Source organism: Cellulomonas sp. (assembly GCF_015234515.1).
Classification (GTDB): domain Bacteria; phylum Actinomycetota; class Actinomycetes; order Actinomycetales; family Cellulomonadaceae; genus Cellulomonas.
Genome location: NZ_JADGMY010000025.1, coordinates 45,085 through 67,674 on the forward strand (window position 1 = coordinate 45,085; position 22,590 = coordinate 67,674).

Annotated in this window: 25 protein-coding genes; 11 read left to right on the top strand and 14 right to left on the bottom strand. The window is 72.8% G+C overall.

The features are described from left to right. Positions 1-62: 62 nt before the first annotated feature. The 3 genes from IR158_RS12390 to IR158_RS12400 all read right to left on the bottom strand — a co-directional run bounded on the left by IR158_RS12390 (position 63) and on the right by IR158_RS12400 (position 2,594). Positions 63-1,394 (bottom strand): FAD-dependent oxidoreductase, encoded by a 1,332-nt coding sequence (locus tag IR158_RS12390; protein WP_291813457.1) that lies wholly within the window; start codon positions 1,392-1,394, stop codon positions 63-65. A 95-nt stretch (positions 1,395-1,489) separates the two neighbouring features. Next, positions 1,490-1,900 (bottom strand): hypothetical protein, encoded by a 411-nt coding sequence (locus IR158_RS12395; protein ID WP_291813459.1) that lies wholly within the window; start codon positions 1,898-1,900, stop codon positions 1,490-1,492. Positions 1,901-2,027: 127 nt separating this feature from the next. Beyond that, positions 2,028-2,594 carry a dihydrofolate reductase family protein gene (locus IR158_RS12400; protein WP_291813461.1) on the bottom strand — a complete coding sequence of 189 codons (567 nt, stop codon included), beginning with the start codon at positions 2,592-2,594 and terminating at the stop codon, positions 2,028-2,030. A 196-nt stretch (positions 2,595-2,790) separates the two neighbouring features. Between IR158_RS12400 and IR158_RS12405 the strand changes: the two genes are divergently transcribed. Together IR158_RS12405 and IR158_RS12410 are read left to right on the top strand one after the other, a co-directional pair. Continuing rightward, on the top strand, positions 2,791-3,288 hold the full coding sequence (locus IR158_RS12405) for a helix-turn-helix domain-containing protein (RefSeq protein ID WP_291813464.1): 498 nt from the start codon (positions 2,791-2,793) through the stop codon (positions 3,286-3,288). Beyond that, positions 3,285-3,836 (top strand): DUF6036 family nucleotidyltransferase, encoded by a 552-nt coding sequence (locus IR158_RS12410; RefSeq protein WP_291813466.1) that lies wholly within the window; start codon positions 3,285-3,287, stop codon positions 3,834-3,836. The genes IR158_RS12405 and IR158_RS12410 overlap by 4 nt, the downstream gene beginning before the upstream one ends. A gap of 144 nt (positions 3,837-3,980) precedes the next feature. On the opposite strand, the gene IR158_RS12415 is transcribed toward IR158_RS12410, so the two are convergent. Continuing rightward, on the bottom strand, positions 3,981-4,886 hold the full coding sequence (locus IR158_RS12415) for a lytic polysaccharide monooxygenase (RefSeq protein WP_291813468.1): 906 nt from the start codon (positions 4,884-4,886) through the stop codon (positions 3,981-3,983). 106 nt (positions 4,887-4,992) lie between these two features. After that, positions 4,993-5,934: a prolyl aminopeptidase gene (pip, locus tag IR158_RS12420; RefSeq protein WP_291813470.1), complete on the bottom strand. Its 942-nt coding sequence runs from the start codon at positions 5,932-5,934 to the stop codon at positions 4,993-4,995. Positions 5,935-6,048: 114 nt separating this feature from the next. Here pip and IR158_RS12425 point away from each other — a divergent pair, with 114 nt between their 5' ends. The 6 genes from IR158_RS12425 (at position 6,049) to IR158_RS12450 (ending at position 11,123) form a co-directional block, all read left to right on the top strand. Beyond that, positions 6,049-6,291, top strand: a complete 243-nt coding sequence (locus tag IR158_RS12425) for a hypothetical protein (RefSeq protein ID WP_291813472.1) — start codon at positions 6,049-6,051, stop codon at positions 6,289-6,291. 724 nt (positions 6,292-7,015) lie between these two features. Continuing rightward, the gene (locus tag IR158_RS12430; RefSeq protein WP_291813474.1) at positions 7,016-7,666 is read left to right on the top strand and encodes an Ltp family lipoprotein; all 651 of its coding nucleotides are present in this window, start codon (positions 7,016-7,018) and stop codon (positions 7,664-7,666) included. A gap of 264 nt (positions 7,667-7,930) precedes the next feature. Then, on the top strand, positions 7,931-8,593 hold the full coding sequence (locus tag IR158_RS12435; RefSeq protein WP_291813476.1) for a histidine phosphatase family protein: 663 nt from the start codon (positions 7,931-7,933) through the stop codon (positions 8,591-8,593). 293 nt (positions 8,594-8,886) lie between these two features. Beyond that, positions 8,887-9,228, top strand: coding sequence for a YciI family protein (locus IR158_RS12440; RefSeq protein ID WP_291813478.1), 342 nt, complete (start codon positions 8,887-8,889; stop codon positions 9,226-9,228). Between the two features lie 167 nt (positions 9,229-9,395). Continuing rightward, positions 9,396-10,364: an aldo/keto reductase gene (locus tag IR158_RS12445; RefSeq protein WP_291813480.1), complete on the top strand. Its 969-nt coding sequence runs from the start codon at positions 9,396-9,398 to the stop codon at positions 10,362-10,364. 108 nt (positions 10,365-10,472) lie between these two features. Then, a complete protein-coding gene (locus tag IR158_RS12450; RefSeq protein ID WP_291813482.1) occupies positions 10,473-11,123 on the top strand; it encodes a dihydrofolate reductase family protein in 651 nt (216 codons plus the stop codon). A 167-nt stretch (positions 11,124-11,290) separates the two neighbouring features. Here IR158_RS12450 and IR158_RS12455 read toward each other — a convergent pair whose 3' ends face one another. Then, positions 11,291-12,115 (bottom strand): SGNH/GDSL hydrolase family protein, encoded by an 825-nt coding sequence (locus IR158_RS12455; protein WP_291813484.1) that lies wholly within the window; start codon positions 12,113-12,115, stop codon positions 11,291-11,293. An 83-nt stretch (positions 12,116-12,198) separates the two neighbouring features. Here IR158_RS12455 and IR158_RS12460 point away from each other — a divergent pair, with 83 nt between their 5' ends. Further along, positions 12,199-13,197, top strand: coding sequence for an NAD-dependent epimerase/dehydratase family protein (locus IR158_RS12460; protein ID WP_291813485.1), 999 nt, complete (start codon positions 12,199-12,201; stop codon positions 13,195-13,197). Positions 13,198-13,313: 116 nt separating this feature from the next. Here IR158_RS12460 and IR158_RS12465 read toward each other — a convergent pair whose 3' ends face one another. Together IR158_RS12465 and IR158_RS12470 are read right to left on the bottom strand one after the other, a co-directional pair. After that, complete coding sequence (locus tag IR158_RS12465) at positions 13,314-13,655, bottom strand: phosphotransferase (protein ID WP_291813487.1); 342 nt, start codon at positions 13,653-13,655, stop codon at positions 13,314-13,316. Positions 13,656-13,818: 163 nt separating this feature from the next. Beyond that, on the bottom strand, positions 13,819-14,085 hold the full coding sequence (locus tag IR158_RS12470; protein ID WP_291813489.1) for a cupin domain-containing protein: 267 nt from the start codon (positions 14,083-14,085) through the stop codon (positions 13,819-13,821). A gap of 115 nt (positions 14,086-14,200) precedes the next feature. Between IR158_RS12470 and IR158_RS12475 the strand changes: the two genes are divergently transcribed. Continuing rightward, complete coding sequence (locus IR158_RS12475) at positions 14,201-15,259, top strand: DUF4037 domain-containing protein (protein ID WP_291813491.1); 1,059 nt, start codon at positions 14,201-14,203, stop codon at positions 15,257-15,259. Between the two features lie 303 nt (positions 15,260-15,562). Here IR158_RS12475 and IR158_RS12480 read toward each other — a convergent pair whose 3' ends face one another. The 5 genes from IR158_RS12480 to IR158_RS12500 form a co-directional block, all read right to left on the bottom strand. Then, positions 15,563-16,735, bottom strand: coding sequence for an SGNH/GDSL hydrolase family protein (locus IR158_RS12480; RefSeq protein ID WP_291813493.1), 1,173 nt, complete (start codon positions 16,733-16,735; stop codon positions 15,563-15,565). 259 nt (positions 16,736-16,994) lie between these two features. Further along, positions 16,995-17,519 (bottom strand): Rieske (2Fe-2S) protein, encoded by a 525-nt coding sequence (locus tag IR158_RS12485; protein WP_291813495.1) that lies wholly within the window; start codon positions 17,517-17,519, stop codon positions 16,995-16,997. 85 nt (positions 17,520-17,604) lie between these two features. Then, the gene (locus IR158_RS12490) at positions 17,605-18,840 is read right to left on the bottom strand and encodes a hypothetical protein (RefSeq protein ID WP_291813497.1); all 1,236 of its coding nucleotides are present in this window, start codon (positions 18,838-18,840) and stop codon (positions 17,605-17,607) included. Between the two features lie 71 nt (positions 18,841-18,911). After that, complete coding sequence (locus IR158_RS12495; protein ID WP_291813499.1) at positions 18,912-20,327, bottom strand: HAMP domain-containing sensor histidine kinase; 1,416 nt, start codon at positions 20,325-20,327, stop codon at positions 18,912-18,914. Beyond that, complete coding sequence (locus tag IR158_RS12500) at positions 20,324-21,055, bottom strand: response regulator transcription factor (protein WP_291813500.1); 732 nt, start codon at positions 21,053-21,055, stop codon at positions 20,324-20,326. Before IR158_RS12500 ends, IR158_RS12495 begins: the two co-directional genes overlap by 4 nt. A gap of 141 nt (positions 21,056-21,196) precedes the next feature. Between IR158_RS12500 and IR158_RS12505 the strand changes: the two genes are divergently transcribed. Beyond that, positions 21,197-21,544, top strand: a complete 348-nt coding sequence (locus IR158_RS12505) for a DUF952 domain-containing protein (RefSeq protein ID WP_291813502.1) — start codon at positions 21,197-21,199, stop codon at positions 21,542-21,544. A 6-nt stretch (positions 21,545-21,550) separates the two neighbouring features. Here IR158_RS12505 and IR158_RS12510 read toward each other — a convergent pair whose 3' ends face one another. Further along, a complete protein-coding gene (locus IR158_RS12510; protein WP_291813503.1) occupies positions 21,551-22,498 on the bottom strand; it encodes a phosphotransferase in 948 nt (315 codons plus the stop codon). Positions 22,499-22,590: the final 92 nt, after the last annotated feature.

Genomic DNA, 22,590 nt, shown 5'->3' on the forward strand with positions numbered 1-22,590 from the left:
CTCGTGGGCCGTCAGGCCGGCGGGGGGGACCGGCGGCGGAACGAACCGCCCGTCGTGCGGGGTCACGGTGAGAGGCGTCGCCCGACCGGTCCCTCCTCAGGCGCCGGGGTCGGTGGACGCCGTCCCCACACCGGCACCCGCTCGGGCCGCGGGCCGACGCCGACGAGGCGGGCCGTGAGCGTGCTGAGCGCGGGCACCCGCCGCAGGAGCCGGAGCACGCCGACGGGCGGCCCGCCGTCCGCCCCGGCGACGACCGGCCCGATGGCCCGCGCGTGCATCGCGCGCTGCACCCCCTGGATGACTGCCGTGGGCAGGCGGCGACGGGCCTGCACGCGCGCGACGACGTGCGCGGGGAACGCGTCCCGGAACGCCCCGGACCGCAGCGGCGCCGCGAGGACGCGTGCCGCCGCGATCGCGTCCTGCACCGCGAGGTTGACCCCGACGCCGCCGACGGGGGACATCGCGTGCGCGGCGTCGCCGAGGCACAGCACGCCGGGCGCGGACCAGCGCCGCAACCGCTCGAGGCGCACGTCGAGGTGCTTGACGTCGTCCATCGAGGCGAGGCGGTGGACGTCCCGCGCGACCTCGGGGACGAGCTCGGCCACCTCCGCCCGGAACGACTCGATCCCCCGTGCCCGCAGCGCGGCGTCGCTGCCCTTGGGGCCCAGGTACGCCATCTGCAGGTACCCCTCGCGGGGGATCGTCACGAGCGCGCGTCCCGGGGTGAGGCGCGGCACGAGCGCACCGCCGACGGGTCGGCTCGTCGGGACCTTGAACCACCAGACGTCGAACGGGACATCGAACCGTCGGGAGGGGAACCCGACGGCGCGTCGGACGACCGACCAGCGGCCGTCGCACGCCACGACGAGGTCGGCCCCCAGGGATCCCTCGCCCTGGGGCGTCCGGTACCTGACGCCCGTCACGCGGTCGCCGGTGCGCACGACGTCGGTCACCTCGTGCTCGCGCAGCAGCGTGAACCCCGGCTCGGCGCCCGCCGCGTCGGCGAGCAGGTCGAGCAGGTCCCACTGCGGGACCATCGCGATGTAGGGGTACGGCACGCGTAGGCGCGAGAAGTCGACGGCGGCCACGGGCGCGCCGCCCGACGGGTCGGGCAGCCTGATGGCCTCGACGCGCGAGTGCGGCAGCGCGAGGAAGCGGTCGATGAGCCCGAGGTCGTCCAGGGCCTGCAGCGTCGAGGGGTGCACGGTGTCGCCGCGGAAGTCCCGCAGGAAGTCGGCGTGCTTCTCCAGGACCGTGACCTCGACGCCGGCGCGTGCCAGCAGCAGGCCGAGCATGAGCCCGGCGGGTCCGCCGCCGACGACCGCGCACGTCGTCCGATCCTGCGTGCTCCGATCCTGCGTGCTCCGATCCTGCGTGATGCCGTCCGTCGTCATCGCCGACCCCCTGTCCTCGGGGGACATCCTGCCCGATCTGCGCGGTGTGTCCAGGTTGCGGTCGTGACGCCGCGCTCTGAGCGCCTGCCCGGGCCTCAGCCGGCCTGCGCCGTGACGCGGATCGCGACGACGTCGCACTGCACGGGCGAGGACTCGGCGCAGACGTCACCGATCCAGACCTCGACCACGTCACCCGCCTCGAGACCGGGGCTGGGGAGCGCGCGGTCGTCGCTCCCGACCACGACCGTCTCGCCACGGGCCGGCTCGGTCACTATCGACATCCCCTCGAAGTAGTCCGGGCCGAAGTCCGTGGTCGGTGACGTGTCGACGAGGTAGGCCGCTCCCGGTTCCCCGGCGACCGTTCCCACGAGGTCGGGCGGGCGACCGGGGACCGCCGCGGCGTGGACCGAGTGGGCACAGCACGCAGCCATGAGGGCCATGGTCGCGGCGGCCGCAGCCCAGCGTCGCGCAGCGCTGCCGGCCCGGGGCGCGGGTGCGTCCGTCATGGCTGACTCCTCACCTCGGTCCTGCCTGTCCGCAGGGCTCACCCGGCTCGTGTCGTGACCGGTACTCGTCTTGCGCGAGTCGCGCCGACGTCGGCGAGGAGGCACCCGGGGGGCAGCGTCCCCGGCGTCAGGTCGCGCGTCGTACCGCGTGGCGCACGTAGACGGTGCCGTTGGCGAACCGGCGGTGGTCCAGCAGCTCCAGGTCGGCCCGGACGCCGCGCGGCAGCGCAGGCTTGCCGCCGCCCACGATCACCGGGCACAGCAGCAGCACGCACTCGTCGACGAGCCCGTGCCGGAACGCCTCGGCCCCGAGGATCGAGCCGCCGACGCTGAGGTCCGCGTCGGACTCCTCCTTGAGGCGGCGCACCGCGTCGGCGTCGAACTGCCGCTCGATCCGCGTCCGCGCCGTCGACACCGCGTCGAGCGTCGTGGAGTAGACGACCTTGTCGGCGTCGCGCCAGATCCCCGCGTACTCGCGCACGACCGCCGGCTGGTCCGTCAGCCAGTCGTCGTCCTCCCAGACGCGCATCGTCTCGTACATGCGCCGGCCGTAGAGCGACGTGCCGATGCCGCGCTCGTGCTCGTTCCAGAACGCGTGCACCTCCTCGTCGGGCACCGAGAAGTCGAACGCGCCGCTCTCGTCCTCCAGGTAACCGTCGAGCGAGGTGTTCGCCGCGTAGATGAGCTTGCCCATGGGTGCCTCCGGTGACGGGACCTCAGGGTGGCAGCGGTGGGGAGACGCGGACAAGAGATGGAGGCGGGAGCGAGCCTGTGTGCTCCGCGCGCGAGCGGCTGCCCAGGAGGACTGCGCGACCACTCGCGTCCGCTAGAGGCGCAAACGTGGTGGACGGGCGTTGTGTCTTTGGCGGTTACGCGTCTACTGTTGACCCGTGCGCAGCGTCTCGATGTCGGCGGGGACGACCGACCAGCTCCTCACCACCGGTGAGGCCGCCCGCGTGCTCGGCACATCTCGCCAGCACGTCGTGAACCTGACGAAGCGCGGAGACCTTCCCTACGAGACGACGGGCACGCACCGTCGTGTCCGCCTGTCCGACGTGGACCGCGTGCGGTACTCCACCCAGCGACTGTCCGCGGACCAGCGGCGCTCCCTCCACCTGGCGTACGCGATCGCCGGCAAGCTCGTCCAGGACCCTGCGCTCGTCGACGTCGCACGCCAGAACCTCGAGCGCATGCGTGCGCGGCACACGCGTGGGCGCCCCGCGCAGTGGTTGGCGCAGTGGCAGGAATTGCTCGACGGCCCGCTCGACGAGCTGCTGATCGTCCTGACCTCACCGTCCCAGCGCTCGCGTGAGCTGAGGCAGAACTCCCCGTTCGCCGGGGTCCTGACCGACGACGAGCGTCGTGCGGCCCTGGCGTCGACACGGTGAAGCGGGTCGAGCTCGCTCACATCCTCCGTGCAGCCTCACGCATCACGGACACCACCGACATCGTCATCGTCGGGTCGCAGTCGATCCTCGGGTCGTTCGACGAGGACGACCTGCCTGACGAGGCTGTCGGGTCCATCGAGGCCGACGTCGCGTTCCTCGGCGACGGCTCCGCAGAGAAGGCCCTGGCCGTCGACGGGGCCATCGGCGAGGACTCCGGCTTCCACCAGATGTACGGCTACTACGGCCAAGGCGTCGAGATCGACGGTCTGATCGTCCTGCCCGAGGGGTGGCAGAACCGGATCGTGCGGTGGGAGTCCCAGTCCTCGGCACCCGGTCGGGCGTTGTGCCTGGACCCGCACGACCTCGCGATCTCCAAGCTGGTCGCGTACCGCGACAAGGACCAGGAGTTCGTGCACGCCATGATCGAGGCAGGTCTGCTCAACCCGCCGCTGCTCCTTGAGCGACTGGCTGTCACCGACGTCCCACAGCCGCACGCCCGCCGGATCGCCTCGTGGGTGCAGGCGATGGTGGAACGCGTGACGCGCTGAGGGCCCGCTGACCGCCGGGGAGCTCTCCCGCTCCGTGGCGACCGTTGGGCTCAGCCGGGGCGAGCTGGGCGTCCATCCGCCCGGACGCACGACCGGCCGGGGCGTCCTCGCCCCGGCCGGCCGTCGCAGCGCTGTGGGTACCGGTCAGCTAGCGCTGCAGGTCGCGCTCAGGTTGGTGCCACTGCCGCTGGCGATGAAGCCCGCGGTGGTCGACGCGCCGGCGGCGAGACTCCCGTTCCAGCCCGCGTTGGCGAGCGTGTCGGAACCGCTGAGCGTGGAGCTCCACGCCTGCGTGATCGTCGCGCCGTTCACGGTGACCTTCCAGCCGTTGATCGCCGCGTTGCCCGCCTTCACGGTGACCTCACCCTGGAAGCCGTTGCCCCAGGAGTTGGCCGCACGCACGGTCGCGGTGCAGGCGCTGTTGCCCGGCTGCGGCGCCGGCGTCGTCGCCGTCGGCCCCGGGGTCGGCGTCGCGGTGGGCTGCGGTGCCGGGTTCCCGCCGGGCGTGATGTACGCGTCGATGCACTGGTAGAACGCGTTCACCGTGTCGGCGATGTTCCACCGGACGAAGATCTTGTGGTTGCCCTCGGGCAGGTTGTTGATCTGGTGGGTGAACCTCTTGGGCGGCATCGCCCCGTTGTCGTTGATCGTGGTGTGCAGCCTGCCGTCGACGAAGTACTCCCACGTCGATGTGGAGTGGTTCGCGACGATGTCCCACGTGAACGTCTCGTTGGTGCTGACCGCCTGGCGCGGCCAGGCCCGGGACTCGTTGTCGAGCTCGGTGAAGCGGCCGCCGCCGGAGCAGAGCATCGAGCCCTTCTTGGCCTCCACGCTCCACGGCTCGTACTGGACCGGGCCGCAGTTGCTGATCGCGCCGGTGTAACAGAGGTCCTGCCGGCTGGGCGGGTCGGAGATCCACCCGTGCGCCTGCGCGGACGGCGCGGGAGCGAGGCTGAACATCGCGAAGGCCAGTGCGATCACTGCCAGGACGGACAGGAGCAGCCGCGCGGGGGCGGGTCGTCGGGAATCGGGTACAGCGGTGGATCTCATGCTGGGTCACCTCGACCGGGTGTAGGTCGGATATGGACGGGCGCGATCGAACGTACGTCTGTACGACCCGGGCAGACAGGGCAAGAACCGTTTCACCGGCAGGTGCTCACCGGCCCGCGAACGCGTCGATGGCCCGGGACGTGAGCTCCATCTCCACGTCGCCGCCGTGCCCCTCCGACTCGACGACGTGGAGCTCGCTGCCCGGCCACGCCTGGTGCAGCCTCCATGGCGTGACGACCGGACCGCTGATGTCGCGACGCCCGTGGACCAGGACACCCGGGATGCCCGCGAGCTCGTGGGCGCGCGTGAGGACGCTCTGGTTCCCGGGCAGGAAGCAGTCGTGCGCCCAGTAGTGCGTGACGAGGGTGGCGACGTTCGCGCGCTCGCGGGCGTCGGCGTGCAACGGTCCCGGCTCCCAGCGCGGGTCGAGCGAGACGTGGGTCGACTCCCACGTGTCCCACGCGTCGGCGGCGGCGGCCCGCACGGCGGGGTCCGCGTCACGCAGCAGACGCGCGTAGTGCTCGACGACGCGCAGGCCCTCCGGCGTCGTCGCCGCGAACCGCTCCCAGGCCTCGGGGAAGACCCTGCCGACGCCCTCGGTGATCCAGTCGATCTCCTCGCGGCTCCCGGTCGTCACCGCGGTCAGCACGAGAGCGGCGACGCGGTCGGGATGCGCCAGCGCATAGGCCAGCGCGAGCGTCGATCCCCACGACACGCCGTGGACAAGCCAGCGGTCGATGCCCAGGTGGGTGCGCAGGGCCTCGATGTCGTCGACGAGGGTGGGGGTGGTGTTGTCGTAGAGACGGTCGAGGTCGTCGATCGCCCACGGGGTGCTGCGCCCGCAGCCTCGCTGGTCCAGCCCGACGACCAGGTGGCGCTCGGGGTCGAACCGGCGACGGTAGCCACCGCCACCCAGGCCGCTGCCGGGGCCGCCGTGCAGGTAGAGGGCGGGGCGGCCCTCGGGGTTGCCCGACGTCTCCCAGTACACGCGGACGTCCCCGGGGCGGCTGAGCCACCCGGAGTCGAACGGGGTGAGGGGAGGGTGCATCCGCACATGGCAGCACGACGAGCCGGCGGGCGGCCAGGGTTCTGGGCCCTCGCGTCCGGGTCGTGCCGCGCCGATCGCAAGAGACCCCGCCCCGGCGCGCCTTCCACGACACCGATGAGCGGGGCCGAAGTGGCCTACCTTCGGGTGGTGACGAGTGTCGAGCGCAGGCTTGCCGACAGCTTCTGGGACCTCCGCGACGACGCCCACGACCACCCCGACCGGTGGCAGGCGGTCACGGCCGAGGCTCTCTTCCAGCATCTCGCCGAGTGTGTCGACGACGCTGAGGCGCGAGGGGAGCCGATCGACTGGGTCGGCGTCGCGGACCGCATGGTCGCGTGGCGGACCCACGAGCGCTGACGGTACGGAGACGGCCACGCGTGGGTTGGAGCAGACCGTCGGGAAGCGTCACGCCCGGTTCTCCAGGGACGGGACCCGGGACGACGTCCTGACCAGAGCAAGGACACCGCAAGAGACGCGCCTCACTGGGAGGGCGACCGTCGCCCACGACGTCGACGCCTACAAGGGTCGCAACGTCGTCGAGCGCTTTCAACGCCCTCAAGCACTGGCGCGAACTCGCGCGACCCGCTACGACAAGCTCGCCGTCACCGGTCGCGTCGGCGCTGTCCTCGCAGCGATCCCGCCCGCCTGCGGAGCTGACCGTCCGGGCGGGGCCTGCTGCGACGCCCAGTCGTCCCCGCCGATCTGCGGCGAGCGCGAGAAGATGACTTTCCCCCTTATGGTTCGGGATTTTCACCGCGCCGACGCTTTTTCACCCGCCCTTGCGGAAGGTCCACCCGCTGTACGAACGAGTGCCAGCCTTTTCCCTGCAAAACTACCTGACGTCGAGCCCCGCCCACATTGTCACTATGGAGCACTCATGGCCGCGCGCTACAACCCCCCGCCGAACTGGCCGGCTCCCCCCGCCGGCTGGACACCCTCGCCGGGCTGGAGCCCTGACCCCTCCTGGGGTCCAGCGCCGGATGGCTGGCAACTGTGGGTCGAGGACCTCGCGCAAGCCCCGGCCCTCACTGGCGGGTCTGCCTCCGGGTCGGCCACCGGTCTGCCGCCGTCCCCGTCAACCATGGCCCTTCCGGCCGAGACTGGCGAGGAACGCCCGTCGCGGCCGTGGTTCAAGAAGAAGCGCTTTGTCATCCCCGGGGCGTTCCTGTTGCTGATCGTCCTCATCAGCGCTCTCAACGGTGGTGGCAGCAGCGACGACCGTGCGCCCGTAGAGGGTGGCGGCACCACGCAGGAAGCTGAGCAGGACGACCAGGAGACGGCAGCAGAGGTCGCAGCCGAGGCTGAAAAGGAGGCTGCCGTCAAGGCCGAGGAGGAGCGCCTCGCGGAGAAGCAGCGCCTCGCTGACGAGGCGGCCGCAGCCGCGGCCGCAGCTGCCGAGGCAGCGCGTATCGGGACCCTGTCGCAACAGAACGCGTACGTCCAGGCGAAGAACTATCTCGACAACATGCCCTTCTCCCGTGCCGGGCTCCTGGCCCAGCTCACCAGCGAGTACGGCGGGCAGTTCCCCCTGGAGGACGCCGAGTTCGGTCTCGTCCGCCTGGAGGCCGAGGGTGCCGTCGACTGGTCCGCGGAGGCTGTCGAAGCGGCCCAGTCGTACCAAGAGACGTTGCCGATGTCGCGACAGGCGCTCATCGACCAGCTCACGAGTGAGTACGGCTCGCAGTTCACTCTCGAGCAGGCCACGCATGCAGTGAACACGTTGGGCTTGTAGTCGTCCTGCGTCGACGCCCGTACGCCCGGGGCACGTGGCCGGGCGCGCACCGGCCGCCCCGGCCGCGGGGAGTCGTCCTGCTGAGCCGCCTCCTGCTCGAAGGAGGGCATCGGTCGAACCTACTCGGGGGTGCCTACCTCTCGCTCGAATCTCTGCGCCTGTCGGATGCCACGCCCCCTTGGACACCGCGAGCAGCAGCGCGACGAGCCCGACGGCCAGACCGGCGGTACCCCAGGTAGTCGAACCGGGCGGCGACAATGCCGCATGCGTCTCTTGCTGCTGCGGCACGGTCAGACCCCGTCGAACGTGCGAGGAATCGTCGACACCGGCATGCCGGGCCCGCGGCTCACAGCCCTGGGGGAGCGTCAGGCCGCCGCGGTGCCGGAGGCGCTGCAGGGCAGGAACGTCGACGCGATCGCGGTCTCGACCCTGCTGCGCACGGCGCTCACCGCGGCCCCGCTCGCGGAGCGGCTGAACCTCGCGCCGACGACCCACGACGGGCTGCGGGAGGTGGAGGCCGGCGACCTGGAGATGTCGAGCGGCCACGAGGCGCACCAGGCCTACCTCTCGACGGTCTTCGCCTGGGCGCGCGGCGACACGAGCCGGCGGATGCCGGGCGGGCCCGACGGCGCGACGTTCCTGGCCCGGTTCGACGACGCCGTCGGGCAGGTCGTCGCCGGGGGCGGGAGCACCGCCGTCGTCGTCTCGCACGGAGCCGCCATCCGCTGCTGGGTGGCCGCCCGCGTCGCGGGGCTCGACGTCGACCACGTCGAGCACACCACTCTGGTCAACACCGGGGTGATCGAGCTCGACGGCGACCCGGCCGCAGGGTGGCGGTTCGTCGCATGGTCGACCGACCCTCTGGGTGGTCCGACGCTGCGCGACGACACGGGTGCCGACCCGACCGGGGAGCCGCTGGACGCGTGACAGGCCCGTCCCGGGGACTGCGTCCGCGCGGCCGAACGCCTCGCCCCGGTGTCGGATACCGTCGAGGAGCGCCCTCGTCGACGCGGGCGACCGGCATCGGCGCGGAGATCATGCGGTCTCGACGAGCGGTTCAGCATCGAGGCGGCCTCGTCGCCGTCGGGCGTCGTCCATCTGGTCTTCGCGCCGGTAGGTGGGCCCGGGGCGCGTGCCGCGACGTCGACCCCTGTCGAATTCGGGGAGGCCCGCCCGTCAGTGAGGTGACACGGCACAGGGACCTGCACAGGAGGAGCGACATGACGCAGTACGCCATCTACTTCCACCAGCAGTGGGTCGGCGACCACCCGACCGAGTGGTTCCGGTCGCGCGTGGAACCCAGCGAGGCGGTCGTCCGGGACATGGAGGCGGCGGGGGTGCTGGTCTTCGCCGGTGGGCTCGAGGAGGACCTGGCCGACGCGTTCAGCGCCGACGCGACGAGCGGGACGCTGTCGATCACCGACGGCCCCTACACGGAGACGGTCGAGCAGCTGGGCGGGATCACGATCATCGACGTGCCCGACCTGGAGACGGCCAAGCTGTGGGCGGGCAGGGTCGCCGAGGGGTGCGGCTGGCCGCAGGAGGTCCGCGTCATCCGGTAGGTCGGCGCGCAGGAGACAGCCGACGTCTCACCGTCGTGTCCGGATGCTCGGGGATCTGAGGCCCCGCCCTGCGGCCCCGTTCGGACGTGCCTACGCTCCCAGCAGGCGGTGCACGGCCGCTTCCCGCGTCAGCGGGGGAGTGCGCATCACCTGAAGGGGTGGCGACCATGGAGTACACCCGGCTGGGGCGCTCCGGCCTCAAGGTCAGCCGTATCGGGCTCGGCTGCATGAGTTACGGCGTCGCCGCGACAGGCATGCACGGGTGGACCCTCGACGAGGACGCAGCGGCCCCGTTCTTCCGCCAGGCCGTCGAGCTGGGCGTGAGCTTCTGGGACACCGCGAACGTCTACCAGGGCGGCACGTCCGAGGAGTTCGTCGGCCGGGCGATCCAGCGCTACGCCCGTCGCGAGGACATCGTGCTGGCGACCAAGGTCCACGGGACGATGCACGACGGTCCGGGCGGCAGCGGGTTGTCCCGCAAGGCGATCCTCGAGCAGCTCGACGCCTCACTGCGCCGCCTGGGCACCGACTACGTCGACGTCTACTACATCCACCGCTTCGACGACGAGGTCCCGGTCGAGGAGACCATGGAAGCACTCCACGACGTCGTGAGAGCCGGCAAGGTCCGCTACGTCGGCGCCTCCTCGATGTGGACCTGGCAGTTCGCCAAGCTGCAGCACGCCGCGCACCTGCACGGCTGGACGCCGTTCATCGCGATGCAGGACCAGTACAACGTCCTGCGGCGGGAGGAGGAGCGCGACATGATCCCGCTGTGCCTCGACCAGGGCGTCGGCCTGACCCCGTACTCGCCGCTGGCCAAGGGTCGGGCTGCGCGACCGTGGGGCGAGCAGACGGCCCGGTCCTCGAGCGACACCGTCGCGAAGGCGTTCGACCGCGACGTCGACCAGGCGGTCGTCGAGGCGGTCCAGCGGGTCGCGGAGGCCCGTGGCGTCTCGATGGCCCAGGTGGCGCTGGCCTGGGTGCTGACCAACCCTGTGGTCGCCTGCCCGATCGTGGGCGCCACCAAGCCGCACCACCTCACCGACGCCGCCGCCGCCCTCGACGTCACCCTCACCGCCGAGGAGATGGCCGCGCTCGAGGAGCCCTACACGACCCAGGACAACTACTGGTGGTGACGTCCAGAACACCGCCCCGCCGAGAACCGCCGCGCCGGCATCCGATACCGTCAGAAAACGCACTCGTCGATGCGGGCGGTGACGGCCGCCGCCACGTCAGGAGCTGACATGTCCCTCGTCCGTGTGCACAACTTCTCGGTCTCGCTCGACGGTTTCGGCACCGGGGAGGGGCAGTCGCTCGAGGCACCGTTCGGGCACGCGGGGACACGGCTGATGGAGTGGGCGTTCGAGACGCCCACGTTCCGCGCGATGGGCCTGCACGGGGTGACGGACGGCTCCTTCGGTGTCGACGAGGCGTTCGCCGGCTCGTGGGGGACCGGGATCGGCGCGGAGATCATGGGCCGCAACAAGTTCGGCCCGCAGCGCGGTCCGTGGCTCGACGAGGAGTGGCAGGGGTGGTGGGGTCCCGACCCCGTCTTCCACACCCCGGTCGTCGTCCTGACGCACCACCCACGGCCGACGCTCGAGATGGAGGGTGGGACCACGTTCCACTTCGTCGACGCCGACCCCGGCGACGCGCTGGCGCTCGCCCGCGACCTGGCCGGCGGCCTCGACGTGCGGATCGGTGGCGGCGTCAGCACCGTCCGCCAGTTCCTCCAGGCGGACCTGATCGACCGGATGCACCTCGTCGTCGTGCCGATCCTGCTGGGCAGGGGAGAGCGGCTCTGGGACGGGCTGGAAGGTCTCGACGAACGCTTCAGCATCGAGGCGAGCCCGTCGCCGTCCGGCGTGATCCACCTGACCTTCGCGCGTCGGTAGGGCGGGGCGCGCGACTCGTCCCGGCCGTCCTGTCGAAGCCGGCGGCTTCCGCCCGTCAGGGTGGTGACAGGAAAAGGCGGCACAGGAGGCGCGACGTGTCGCAGCACGCCATCTACTTCCACCAGCACTGGGTGGATGGCTCCGCATGCGGACGGTCCGAAATCCCGTCACCGGTGGTGCCGGCCGCAGCCCGGCTTGTCGCGGCCCAGCGCCGAGCCGAGGGCGGCCGTGTAGGCCTCGTAGCCCTCGAGCGTCGGGTGGAACGCTCCGGGGTCCGTCGGCCCCAGGATCCACGGGTCCGGGGAGTTCGCCCCGTGGCCCTCGAAGCGCTGGCGCACGTCGACGAACCGGAACCCGGTGCGGGCGGCCGCGGCGGCGATCACCGTGTCGAGGGTGTCCGCCGCCGCGTTGAGGGCGCCGAGCTCCTCCGGCGAGGCGGCGAGGTAGGCGCCGTGCTCGGGGGAGAACAGCCGCGGGTAGCCCGTCACGACGACGCGGGCGTGCGGGGCGGCTGCGGCGACCTGTGCGTACACGGTGTCGAGCAGGCTCGGCAGCTCGCCGGTGATCCGGGCGTCGACGGCGGCGACAGCACCCGTGCACTGTGCGTCGGTGCCGCCCAGGCACGCCGTGACCGCAGTGGACCAGCCGACGTCGTTGCCGCCGATCGTCAACGTCACCAGGTCCGTCCGGGCGTCGAGCGCGGCGAGCTGACCCCCGCTCACCAGGGAGGTCGTGGTGGCGCCTGCGCACGCGACGAAGTCGTCCAGCCGCACGCGCTGACGTCCGTCGAGCTGCACGGCGTAGGCGCTCTGCGAGCGGCCGCAGTCGGCGTAGGGCGGGACGCCGTACCCGGAGGCGTACGAGTCGCCGAGGGCGTCGTAGACGACCGGGGGCCGGTGGGCGGAGGCCGCGCCTGCGCCGGGGACGACGAGCGCGAGCGCGGCGACGAGGGCCACGACGGCGGACTGCGCAGTCCGCAACGAGCGCTTCATCTCTGCACGGTAGCCGCGTCGCCCGGGGCGCGCCGGGTGGGCGGCGGCAGGATCGGCGAGGGCCGTTCCGTATCCTGCAAGGCATGGCACTACGCGCACTGTTCATCGGTGGGACCGGCATCATCAGCACGGAGGCGGCCCGGCGGGCGGTCGCGGAGGGCGTCGATCTCACCCTGCTGAACCGCGGGCAGTCGACGAAGCGTGCGGTGCCGGACGGCGCCCGCGTGATCCACGCCGACGTCCGCGACCCGGAGTCCGTGCGCGCCGCGCTGGGCGACCTGGAGTTCGACGCCGTCGTGGAGTTCACGGCGTTCACCCCGGAGCACGTCCAGGCCGACCTGGACCTGTTCACCGGGCGCACCGGTCAGTACGTGTTCATCAGCTCCGCCTCGGCCTACCAGACGCCGCCCACCCACCTGCCCGTCGTCGAGTCGACGCCGCTGCGCAACCCGTTCTGGGAGTACTCGCGCAACAAGATCGCGTGCGAGGACCTCCTCGTGAGCGCGTACCGCGACACCGGCCTGCCGATGACGATCGTGCGCCCGTCGCACACGTACGACGCCACGCTCGTCCCCATGGACGGCGGCTGGACGGTCGTCGACCGGATGCGCCGCGGCCTGGAGGTCGTCGTCCCCGGGGACGGGACGTCGCGGTGGACCATCACGCACAGCGCCGACGTCGCGGTCGGGCTGGTCGGGCTGCTGGGACGCGAGGAGGCGATCGGCGAGGCGTTCCACATCACCGGCGACGAGGCGCCGTCGTGGGACCAGATCTTCCGCGCGGTGGCCCGTGCCGCCGGTGTCGACGAGCCGCGCCTCGTGCACGTCGCGTCCGACGCGATCGCCGCCGCCGACCCCGAGCTGGGCGCCGGGATCCTCGGCGACAAGGCGCACACGATGATCTTCGACAACTCGAAGATCCGGCGGCTGGTCCCGCAGTTCTCGCCCCGCATCCCGTTCGCGGCGGGCGCCCGCGAGATCGTCGCGTGGCACGACGCGGACCCCGCGCGCCGGGTGGTCGACCCGCAGTTCGAGGCCCTCACGGAGCGGCTGCTGGAGGTGTACCGGCCCCGGCCGCTCTGACGACGGGCAGCGCCCCTGGTCGCCCCCGGGTGGTGCACCTGGCCCGGGCCGCTCCGGCGAGTCCTGCGAGGTCCGCCCGTCAGGGTGGTGACAAGTCGCGCAGAGGGTGTCGTCACTCAGAGCGGCCCGCCGTTCAGCACCCGGTCGAGCGCCGCGCGTCCCGCCGGTCCCCACGCGGGCTTCCCGCCGGGCAGGCCGCGGTCCCCGTTCTGGCCCATCAGCATCAGGAAGAGGCTCTTCGCGGCGGCCAGCCCACGGGCACGTCGGACGGTCACCTCGTCCGGCTGCGCGTAGGCGGCGCAGAAGCGCGCGGTGACGCCCGTCGGCAGCAGCAGCCAGGCCGCCGCGAGGTCCCACGCCGGGTCGCCGGCGAACAGGTCGCCGAAGTCCACGACGCCGGCCAGCGTCCCGTCGGTGACGACGACGGTCGCCGGGTGCAGGTCGCCGTGCACCCACACCGGCCGGCCCTCCCAATGCGCGGGCCGCGACGGCGTCGTCCCAGACGGCCCGGACATCGGCCGCGTCCCGGCCGATCACCTCCCCGTCGACCGAACCGAGGAAGGTCGGGGTGCTGGCCGCGCAGCAGGTCGCGGACGAGGTCCGCGGTGATCTCGGTGAGGGTCAACCGGCGACCTCCTCCGACGTCTTCACGACGACGACGGTGAGATCGGTGGTCGCCCACGTCTGGTGGACCTCGCCCGGTTCCCACAGCACGACCGTTCCGGGCCCGACGGGCAAGCGGGGCTCCTCACCGACCTGCACCTCGCCGTGCCCGTGGACCACCGCGAACAGCTGATGCCGCACCGCAGGGTGGCGGCCCAGGGTTCCCCCGGCGGCGATCCTCGCCAGGTGCACCGACGTGCCGCCGACCGTCGGCATGAAGCGCATGACGACGCCCGCGCTGTCGAACGAGTCGATCTCGTGCTCGGGGAGGTCGAAGAGGCGCGTGTGCTCATCGTGGCTCGTCTGGTGCCGGTTCGGCGCGCCGCGCCATGATGTCCAGGTGCGCGGCGCGGATCTCAGCGAGGCCTACTACGAGCAGGTCGTCCGACCCGCGCTCGAGCGTCACTGGCCCGGGCTGCCGCACGCCGCAGGTCGGCTCGGAGCCGGGTCCGACGTCCTCGGGCTCGACGACGACATGTCCCGCGACCACGACTGGGGTCTGCGGCTGACGTTGCTCCTGGACGCCTCCGACGCGGCCTCTGCCGCGTGGCCCACCCCTGAGCAGGTCGCGACAGCCCTGGACGACAGCCTGCCCGCCGAGTTCGGCGGGCATCCGACACGGTTCGCGACGTCATGGGACGCTCGGGAACGGCACCGTGTCGAGGTCACCACCGTCGAGGACTTCCTCGCTGCCCGGATCGGGGTCGGGTCGCCGCACGACCTCGACTCGCTCGGCTGGCTGGCGCTCACCGGTCAGGCCGTGCTGGAGGTCACCGCAGGGAGGCTGTTCCATGACGCCTCGGGAACCGTGACGAGCGCGCGAACGCTCCTGGCCACCTACCCCCGCGACGTTCGGCTCCACGTCCTCGCCGCGGGCTGGTGGCGGGTCTCGCAGGAGCTCCACCTGCTCGGTCGGGCCGGTCAGGTCCATGACGACGTGGGTGCACGAGCCCTGGCGGGGCGGATCGCCGGCGTGGTGCTGCACCTGGGCTGCGTCGTCGGGGACGTGTGGGCGCCGTACCCGAAGTGGCTGGGCACCGCCGTCAGCCGGCTCTCGTTCGCGTCCCGCCTGGTGCCGCCCTTGCGCGCAGCGCTGGCGGCAGACGACTGGACGGAACGTCAGCACTCGCTCGGCCTCGCGCTCACCGCCCTCTACGACGAGCAGCGTGGCGCGCGTCTGCCGGTCGCCGACGGCGTACCGGTCCGACCGTTCCACGACCGCCCGTTCCTCGGCGTCGACGACGCCGTCCTCGAGGTGGTCCGGGCCGAGGCCCGCGATCCGCTGCTGCTCGCCCTGCCGCCCGGCCTCGGCGCCATCGAGCAGTGGTGTGACGGTCCGTCCGTGCTCATGGACGCCCGGCGCCGGCGGGCTGTGGTCCGTGCTGCGGCCCGCGGCTGACGGGGCGACCGTCTCGTCACGCGCTGCCCGCGTTCTCGCACTGCTGGAGGCCTACCGACCTCGACCCTGTTGACGGCCGGCCGCTGGACCGTGGTCCGGACGCCGCGAGCTCGACCTTCGTGGCTGAGCCGAGCGTATGGGCGCCCCTTCGGCTGGTGACGGGCGGGCGTTTCGCCCACTACGGTCCTCGGCGCCCGTCGTGGTGGATCTGCACGGGGGTTCGTGGTGGCCCGGCACGGCCAGGTCGAACCGGTGACGATCGAGCGCGGTCATGCCGCTGTCATGACCTCCGGCACCAGTGCCTCACGCGGGGGACAGGGCGCCCCCCGGGCCGAACGCCAGGCGCGCGAACCGCTCTCCGATGATCCGGTGCGTGGCCGCGTCGGGGTGCAGTGCGTCGGGCAGCGGGTGCGCGGTCTCGTCGCCGACGCCGTACAGCTCGCGCCCGTCGAGGTAGGCGATGCGCGGGTCGTCCTGCCGGCGTTGGGCGACGATGCGGGTCAGCTCGTCGCGGATGACCCTGAGGGTCAGCCGGCCGGCGGGAACCTCGGCCGGGTCGCCCGTGGCCAGGAACCGGATGGTGCCCGAGCCGAAGCTGCTCGGGTCGAAGGCGCCGGGGCCGGGGGTGTCCTCGTGGATGGGGCACAGGATCGGGGACACGACCAGCAGCGGGGTGTCGCGGTGCCCGTCGCGGACGGTGTCGAGGAACCCGTGGACGGCCGCTGTGAACGTCCGCAGCCGCATGGTGTCGCCGTTGACGATGTTGATGCCGATCTTGACGGAGATCAGGTCGGCGGGCGTGTCGCGCATCGTGCGGGCGGTCTGCGGGTCCAGCAGGGCGCTGCCGCCGAAGCCGAGGTTGAGCAGGTCCACGCCGGCCGCGCGCGCGGCGAGCGCGGTCCAGGTGCCGGTGGGCGTCAGCGCGTTGGAGCCGTGGCTGATCGACGAGCCGTGGTGCAGCCAGACGGGTCGGCCGTCGGCGGTGACGGGCTCGAGCGGGGCGTCGGCGCGGAGCTCGACCAGCGTCGCGAGCTCGTTGTGCGGCAGCCACAGCTCGACGGTCTTGTCGCGGTCCGGCAGCTCGTCGAACGTCACCCTGCCCGGCTCACCGGGGCGGACCTCACGCGCGCCGGTGGCAGGGTCGATCGCCAGCACGTCGCCGCCGTCGACGGTCGCCCGGCCGGCGAGGTCACCGTCGACGAGCAGCTCGTACACGCCGTCCGGCCGTCCGGGCAGGCCGACGTAGGTCACGCGCGTCGGCCGGGCGTCCAGCTCGATCCGCGTCGCCCGGGTGCGGGCGACCAGGCGCACGCCCGCTGCCTGCGCCTCGGCCATGAGCAGCTGCGGGTCCGGCAGCTGGCGACGCGCCCAGGCCGGCAGCCGGTGCGGCTGCACACCCCGCTCGGTCCGCTCGAGCTCGACGGCACCACGGAAGAGGTCGTCGGTCAGGGGGATGGTGAAGGTGGCGGAGGTCATCGTCTCGTCCTGGTGGGGTCGGGTGGTCGGCCGTGCGCACTGACAGCAGGGGTACGGCCGCGTCTCGTCGTCGCCGCGACCACCTGGGGGTGGCGGAGCGGGAGTCGCACGTCGACATCATCGAAGGGTACGAGCGGGCCCGCCGCCACGCCGCTGCCACGAGCAGTGCGCTGCCGGCACGCTCATCCGAGCGCCCTCCGTCGGCCGCCGCGGCCGGACGCATTCGGCGTCGTCACGCCCCCCGATCGTCCCGAGGGTCTCAGGCCCTGCCTGCGAGGACCCGCCCCTCGACGACGTGCACGTCGACCTCGGGCAGCGGTGTCGAAGCGGGCCCCGAGACGTTCGCGCCTGACAGGTCGAACACCGAGCCGTGGCACGGGCAGACGAGCCGGCCGTCGTCCGCGGTGACCGTGCAGCCCTGGTGGGTGCAGACCGCCGAGAGCGCGACGATCGTCCCTGCGGTCGCCTGCGTCAGGAGGAGCTCGTTCCCGTCGGCGTCCTTGACGGAGAGCGCGCCGCCCTCGGGGACGTCGGCGAGCTCGGCGAGCGCTCCGGACCCCCCGCCGGTGCTCGACCCGCCGCCGGTGCTCGCGCTCGGGGTGCGGTCCGCGGTCGGACCACCGCCACGACCGCACGCGGCGAGCACGCCGGCTGCGGCGACGCCGGCGGTGACCACTCCGGCCCGCTTCAGCACCTGCCGGCGATCGAGGCAGCCGTCGCAGCCCGGTGCGTGCGTATGGTCGTTCGGGTCCGACGTGTTCGGGGTGTCCAGCAGCGAGGACATCTGCACCTCCGTGCGCGGGTCGGGACGAGCTGTCATCTGTTGTCACGAGGTGGAGGTCGCGGAAGTTCATCGTGACCTCCACCCGTCAGGGCCGGCGGGGGGAGACCGTCATGATGCCGATGCACATCTCGTCGCCGGTGCCGTCGCCCCACACCACGTAGCGCGGCGGGAGCTTGCGCAGCTGGGGCACCTGCTTGCGCAGCGCCGCGTCGTGCGTGCACGTCACCCGCAGGACGTCACCCGGGTCGACGTCCACGGGCGACGGCAGCCTCGTCATGCGCTGGTTGTCGAAGTCGAACTGCGGCACGTCCAGCAGGACCTGGGCGTCGGGCGTGCCGGGGTTGAGCTCGACCTTCACGGACCGCCCGAGCATGTGCATGTGACCGAAACCGGCGAACACCGTCACCGGCTCCTCCACCTCGTGGTCGCAGGACTGGGTGTCGCCGGGTGTCGGCACACCGCCCTCGTTGCACTCCTCCACCTGCTCGTCCGCGAAACCGCCGACCTCGGGCCCGAACCGCTTGGTCACGTCGGCGACCGAGGCCGCCCGGTCGCAGAGCGGACCCGACTCGTCGGCGGAACAGGGCAGGTCGGTCGGCGCGCCGAGCGACCACGTCTCGAGCCCCCGGGTCCGCGGGGTGCCGCCCGTCAGCCGCAGCCGCACCGCCGAGCGGTCGGACCCGCCCGGCGTGCCGTCGGTCGCGAGCAGGTTGTAGTGCATCTGGAAGACGATCAGGCTGCCCGGCTCCAGCCTGAAGCCGACGTCCTGGTCGAGCAGCGTCTCAGTGGCGCCCGGCGCCCAGGTGTCCACCCACGCCGCGCCCGCGTCGGTGCTCTCCTCGTCGTCGTCCTCCACGTCGGCGCCGTCCACGCCGGTCCCGCCGAAGCACTGCCAGCCGGGGCCGGGAGTCCTCGCGTCGTGCTCGTGGACCGCGGCAGCGTCGTCCGGCTGCACCGCGTACACGATGCCGTGGTGCGCGATGGCGACGTTCTCCGGGACGACCTGGGTCCCGGTCAGGAACGCCGCCTCGGTCAGGCCCGGATCGAGCACCTGGCACCGGTACTCGTCCACGGCGCCCTCGGGCGGCGCGGGCGTGTAGGCCTCGGCCATCGTCAGGTCGACGAACCGCTCGCCGGCGCGCAGCGGCTGCGGTGGAGCCGACGGCCCGCCCCCGTGCGCTCTGTGCGGGTCGGCCGCGGCGGGCGCCGCGGGGTTGTCCGCGCCGGGGCTGCAGGCGGCGACGGCGCACACCGCCGCCAGCGTGATGACGGCTGCCCCGACCTTCCGTCGTGAACCGGACGGTGCTGCGTCGACTGCCATGGTGGCCTCCTCATGCGGGTGACATCGCTGACCTGAGGCCTGATTCCTATCGAGCGAGACTGAGACGCCCGTTAGAGCGACGCGGGCGGGGCCGCAGCCGGGAGCTCGAGGCGCAGCAGCGCGCCACCGCGAGCGGAGCGGGCGACGGTGGCCCGGCCGCCGTGGGCGTCGACGACCCGCTGCACGATCGACAGCCCCAGCCCCGACCCCGGCAGTGCCCGGGCGTTGTCGGCACGGTAGAACCGGTCGAACACGCGCGGTACGTCGGCGGCGTCGATGCCCGGCCCGGCGTCGTCGACCTCGAGCACCGCCGACGTGCCCTCGGCACGCAGCCGGACCTGGACCGGCTGGTCCGCGGGGGACCAGGTGCCGGCGTTGTCGATGAGGTTGAGCACCGCCCGCTGGAGCGCAGCAGGACGCCCGCTCACCCACACGGAGGTCACGTCGAGCGCGACCTGGATGTCGGGCGCGCGGGAACGCGCCCGGGTCGCGGCGGCCGCCACCACGTCGGCGAGGTCGAGCAGCTCGGTGCTCTCGTCGCTGACGTCACCGCGCGCCAGGTCGGTCAGCTCGGCGGCCAGGGTGCTCAGCTCGGCCACCTGGGCGCCGACGTCGTGGAGCAGCCGCGTCCGGCTCTGCGCCGGCAGTGCGCTGTCCAGGGTGCCGCGCCGATCGAGCCGGATGAGCAGCTCGCTGTTGAGGCGCAGGCTGGTGAGCGGGGTCCTCAGCTCGTGGGCGGCGTCCTCGGCGAGCAGCCGCTGGGCCTGCCGGGAGTCCCGGAGCGCGGCGAGCATGTCGTTGATCGACCGGGTCAGCCGCCGGATCTCCCCTCCGCCCTCGTCGGGGATGTCGGCGTCGAGATCGCGGGTGTGCGCGACACGTGTCGCGGCGGCGCTCAGCCGGTCGATCGGGGCCAGGCCGATCCGCGCCACGGTCCGCCCGACCAGGGCGCCCCCGACCACGCAGAGCAGCCCGATGAGCAGCATGCCCAGCCCGAACCGGGTGAGCGGGCTCTCGTCGGCGACGCGGGCCACCTGGACCGCGCCGTCGCCCGCCCGCAGCGTGTAGACGAAGTAGTCGTCGCCGCCCCTGTCGGCGTCCTCCATCAGGTCGGCCGGTGCGCCCCGCGCCACACGCCCGGCGTCCGCACTGACCGGGGGCAGCGCGGGTTGGCCGACGGGCGTCCGGGTGGAGCCGTCGGGCAGGACGACCCGCACCAGCCGGTCGGAGCCGGGATACGGCGCCAGCCGGACCTGCGCCAGACCGGCGCGCTCCGCGGTCGTCGCCAGGACGCGGGCCTCGGTGCGCAGCTCGTCCTCGGCGGTCTCCTGCAGCTGCCAGTAGAGCAGCCCCGCGCCACCCAGGAACGCCGCGAACACGCTGACCGTGATGGCCGCCGTCGCGATCACCGTCATCCGGGCCCGCAGGGACCGCCGGCGCCACCACCGGCTCATCCGTCGCGGTTCCCGGCCGGGGGGCCTGCTCACGGAGGAGTCTCCCGCAGCGTGTAGCCCAGGCCGCGCAGGGTGTGGACCAGTCGCGGCTCACCCTCGGCCTCCATCTTGCGGCGCAGGTAGCTCACGTACACCTGGAGGTTGTTGGCCGTGGCGCTCATGTCGAAGCCCCAGATCGCCTCGAAGAGCATGTCGTGGGTCAGCACCCGCGTCGCGTTGCCCATGAGGACCTGCAGGAGGGAGAACTCGGTCCGCGTCAGGCGCAGCGGCCGTCCGCCCCGCGACGCCTCGAACCTGTCGCGATCGAGCCGGACGTCGGCGAACGACAGGATCTGCGGCTCCTCGTCGCTCGCCGTGCGTCGGCGCAGCAGGGCCCGCACCCGGGCCAGCAGCTCCTCGGTGGCGAACGGCTTGGGCAGGTAGTCGTCGGCGCCCGCGTCCAGCCCCGCGACCCGGTCGGAGACCTGGTCGCGAGCGGTCAGCATCAGCACCGGCAGCTCCCGACCGGCGGCCCGCAACCGCCGGCAGGTCTCCAACCCGCCGAGGCGGGGCATCATCACGTCGAGGACGAGCAGGTCGAGCGTGTCACCACCGGCCCCACCGACCGCGTCGAGCACCGCGAGACCGTTGGTGACGGTGCTGACGTCGTACCCCTCGACCTGGAGCACTCGCTCCAGCGACTCACGGATGGCCGCGTCGTCGTCGGCGATCATGATCCGCACGCCGCCCGCCCCCTTCCGGTCGGTGCTCGTGCCGCTCATCGTCCCCGATGGACCTGAGGCCAGGATGAGAGCGTGCCAGGGGACCTCGCTCCTGGCCTCGGTTCTCGTCGGCCGACCGGCCGGGCACTTCCGGGCGACTCGCAGGTCGGTCCGTTCGAGCGGCGCAGTAGCCTCGCGGGGATGGAGATCCTGCACCTCGCCCACCGGGCCGACTGGGATGAAGCCCTGGTCAGTGGTCAGTACCGGACGTCGACGCGTGGCGCGTCCTTGGACGATGTGGGCTTCATCCACGCCTCGACCCGTGACCAGCTGCCCGATGTGGCGCGCACCGTCCACGCCGATGACACCGAGGAGCTCTGTGTGCTGGTGCTGGACTCGGCGACGATCGAGGCCGCTGGCACCGACGTCCGCCTCGAGGACGGCGGAGACGGGCAGATGTACCCCCACGTCTTCGGGCCGATTCGGCCGGAGTGGGTGCTCGCCGTGCTGCCGGCGGTGTTCGGACCGGACGGCGAGCTGAGGTTCTGAGGTTCCTCAGACCGCTTCGTCGGGCGAGGTCGCGGGCTCGTCGAGCGAACCGGGCAGAGGTTCGTTCAGCACCCGGTCGAGCGCCGCGCGTCCCGCCGGTCCCCACGCGGGCTTCCCGCCGGGCAGGCCGCGGTCCCCGTTCTGGCCCATCAGCATCAGGAAGAGGCTCTTCGCGGCGGCCAGCCCACGGGCACGTCGGACGGTCACCTCGTCCGGCTGCGCGTAGGCGGCGCAGAAGCGCGCGGTGACGCCCGTCGGCAGCAGCAGCCAGGCCGCCGCGAGGTCCCACGCCGGGTCGCCGGCGAACAGGTCGCCGAAGTCCACGACGCCGGCCAGCGTCCCGTCGGTGACGACGACGTTCGCCGGGTGCAGGTCACCGTGCACCCACACCGGCGGGCCCTCCCACGCGGGGGCCGCGACGGCGTCGTCCCAGACGGCCCGGACGTCGGCGGCGTCACAGCCGAGCGCCTCGGTATCGACCGAGCCGAGGAAGTGCTCGAAGCCCCCGGTGCAGTCCTTAGGGTGCCCGCCGCGGTCGGTTGCCACCGGTGCGTCGGCGGGCGCCTCCACGTGCAGCGCCCGCAGGAACGTCGCCAGGGTGTCGGCCGCGTGCTCGCCCCGAGTGATCGACCCGTGGTCCAGCGGTTGTCCCGGCACCCACGTCATGACCGTCCAGAGCTTGCCGAACCGCGCGGACGCCGCACCGTCGCGCACCGGGACCGGGACGGGCAGCGGCAGGCGCGGGGCGAGCACCGGCAGCCACCGTCGCTCCTTGAGCTGGTGGTCGGGCTTCGTGTCCATCCGCTGGATCCGCACGGCCAGCTCGCTGCCGAGGCGCCACATCTGGTTCCCCCAGCCGCCGTCCACCTCGCGCAGCGGCAGGTCGGCCAGGTCGGGGTGCTGGTCCCGCAGCAGGTCGCGGACGAGATCCGCGGTGATCTCTGGCGTGGTCATGCCGGCGACCCTAGTGGAGCGATGCCTGACGGTCCGGGGCGGCGGACGACGACCTCGTGAGGGAATGCTGCCGACGAAGCTGCGGGCCGGGC

Excerpts from the sequence above, each read along its gene's own strand:
- IR158_RS12390 (WP_291813457.1), bottom strand. The coding sequence starts at position 1,394 with ATGACGACGGACGGCATCACGCAGGATCGGAGCACGCAGGATCGGAGC.
- IR158_RS12395 (WP_291813459.1), bottom strand. The coding sequence starts at position 1,900 with ATGACGGACGCACCCGCGCCCCGGGCCGGCAGCGCTGCGCGACGCTGG.
- IR158_RS12400 (WP_291813461.1), bottom strand. The coding sequence starts at position 2,594 with ATGGGCAAGCTCATCTACGCGGCGAACACCTCGCTCGACGGTTACCTG.
- IR158_RS12415 (WP_291813468.1), bottom strand. The coding sequence starts at position 4,886 with ATGAGATCCACCGCTGTACCCGATTCCCGACGACCCGCCCCCGCGCGG.
- pip (WP_291813470.1), bottom strand. The coding sequence starts at position 5,934 with ATGCACCCTCCCCTCACCCCGTTCGACTCCGGGTGGCTCAGCCGCCCC.
- IR158_RS12425 (WP_291813472.1), top strand. The coding sequence starts at position 6,049 with ATGAGCGGGGCCGAAGTGGCCTACCTTCGGGTGGTGACGAGTGTCGAG.
- IR158_RS12430 (WP_291813474.1), top strand. The coding sequence starts at position 7,016 with ATGGCCCTTCCGGCCGAGACTGGCGAGGAACGCCCGTCGCGGCCGTGG.
- IR158_RS12435 (WP_291813476.1), top strand. The coding sequence starts at position 7,931 with ATGCGTCTCTTGCTGCTGCGGCACGGTCAGACCCCGTCGAACGTGCGA.
- IR158_RS12440 (WP_291813478.1), top strand. The coding sequence starts at position 8,887 with ATGACGCAGTACGCCATCTACTTCCACCAGCAGTGGGTCGGCGACCAC.
- IR158_RS12445 (WP_291813480.1), top strand. The coding sequence starts at position 9,396 with ATGGAGTACACCCGGCTGGGGCGCTCCGGCCTCAAGGTCAGCCGTATC.
- IR158_RS12450 (WP_291813482.1), top strand. The coding sequence starts at position 10,473 with ATGTCCCTCGTCCGTGTGCACAACTTCTCGGTCTCGCTCGACGGTTTC.
- IR158_RS12455 (WP_291813484.1), bottom strand. The coding sequence starts at position 12,115 with ATGAAGCGCTCGTTGCGGACTGCGCAGTCCGCCGTCGTGGCCCTCGTC.
- IR158_RS12460 (WP_291813485.1), top strand. The coding sequence starts at position 12,199 with ATGGCACTACGCGCACTGTTCATCGGTGGGACCGGCATCATCAGCACG.
- IR158_RS12470 (WP_291813489.1), bottom strand. The coding sequence starts at position 14,085 with ATGCGCTTCATGCCGACGGTCGGCGGCACGTCGGTGCACCTGGCGAGG.
- IR158_RS12480 (WP_291813493.1), bottom strand. The coding sequence starts at position 16,735 with ATGACCTCCGCCACCTTCACCATCCCCCTGACCGACGACCTCTTCCGT.
- IR158_RS12485 (WP_291813495.1), bottom strand. The coding sequence starts at position 17,519 with ATGTCCTCGCTGCTGGACACCCCGAACACGTCGGACCCGAACGACCAT.
- IR158_RS12490 (WP_291813497.1), bottom strand. The coding sequence starts at position 18,840 with ATGGCAGTCGACGCAGCACCGTCCGGTTCACGACGGAAGGTCGGGGCA.
- IR158_RS12500 (WP_291813500.1), bottom strand. The coding sequence starts at position 21,055 with ATGAGCGGCACGAGCACCGACCGGAAGGGGGCGGGCGGCGTGCGGATC.
- IR158_RS12505 (WP_291813502.1), top strand. The coding sequence starts at position 21,197 with ATGGAGATCCTGCACCTCGCCCACCGGGCCGACTGGGATGAAGCCCTG.
- IR158_RS12510 (WP_291813503.1), bottom strand. The coding sequence starts at position 22,498 with ATGACCACGCCAGAGATCACCGCGGATCTCGTCCGCGACCTGCTGCGG.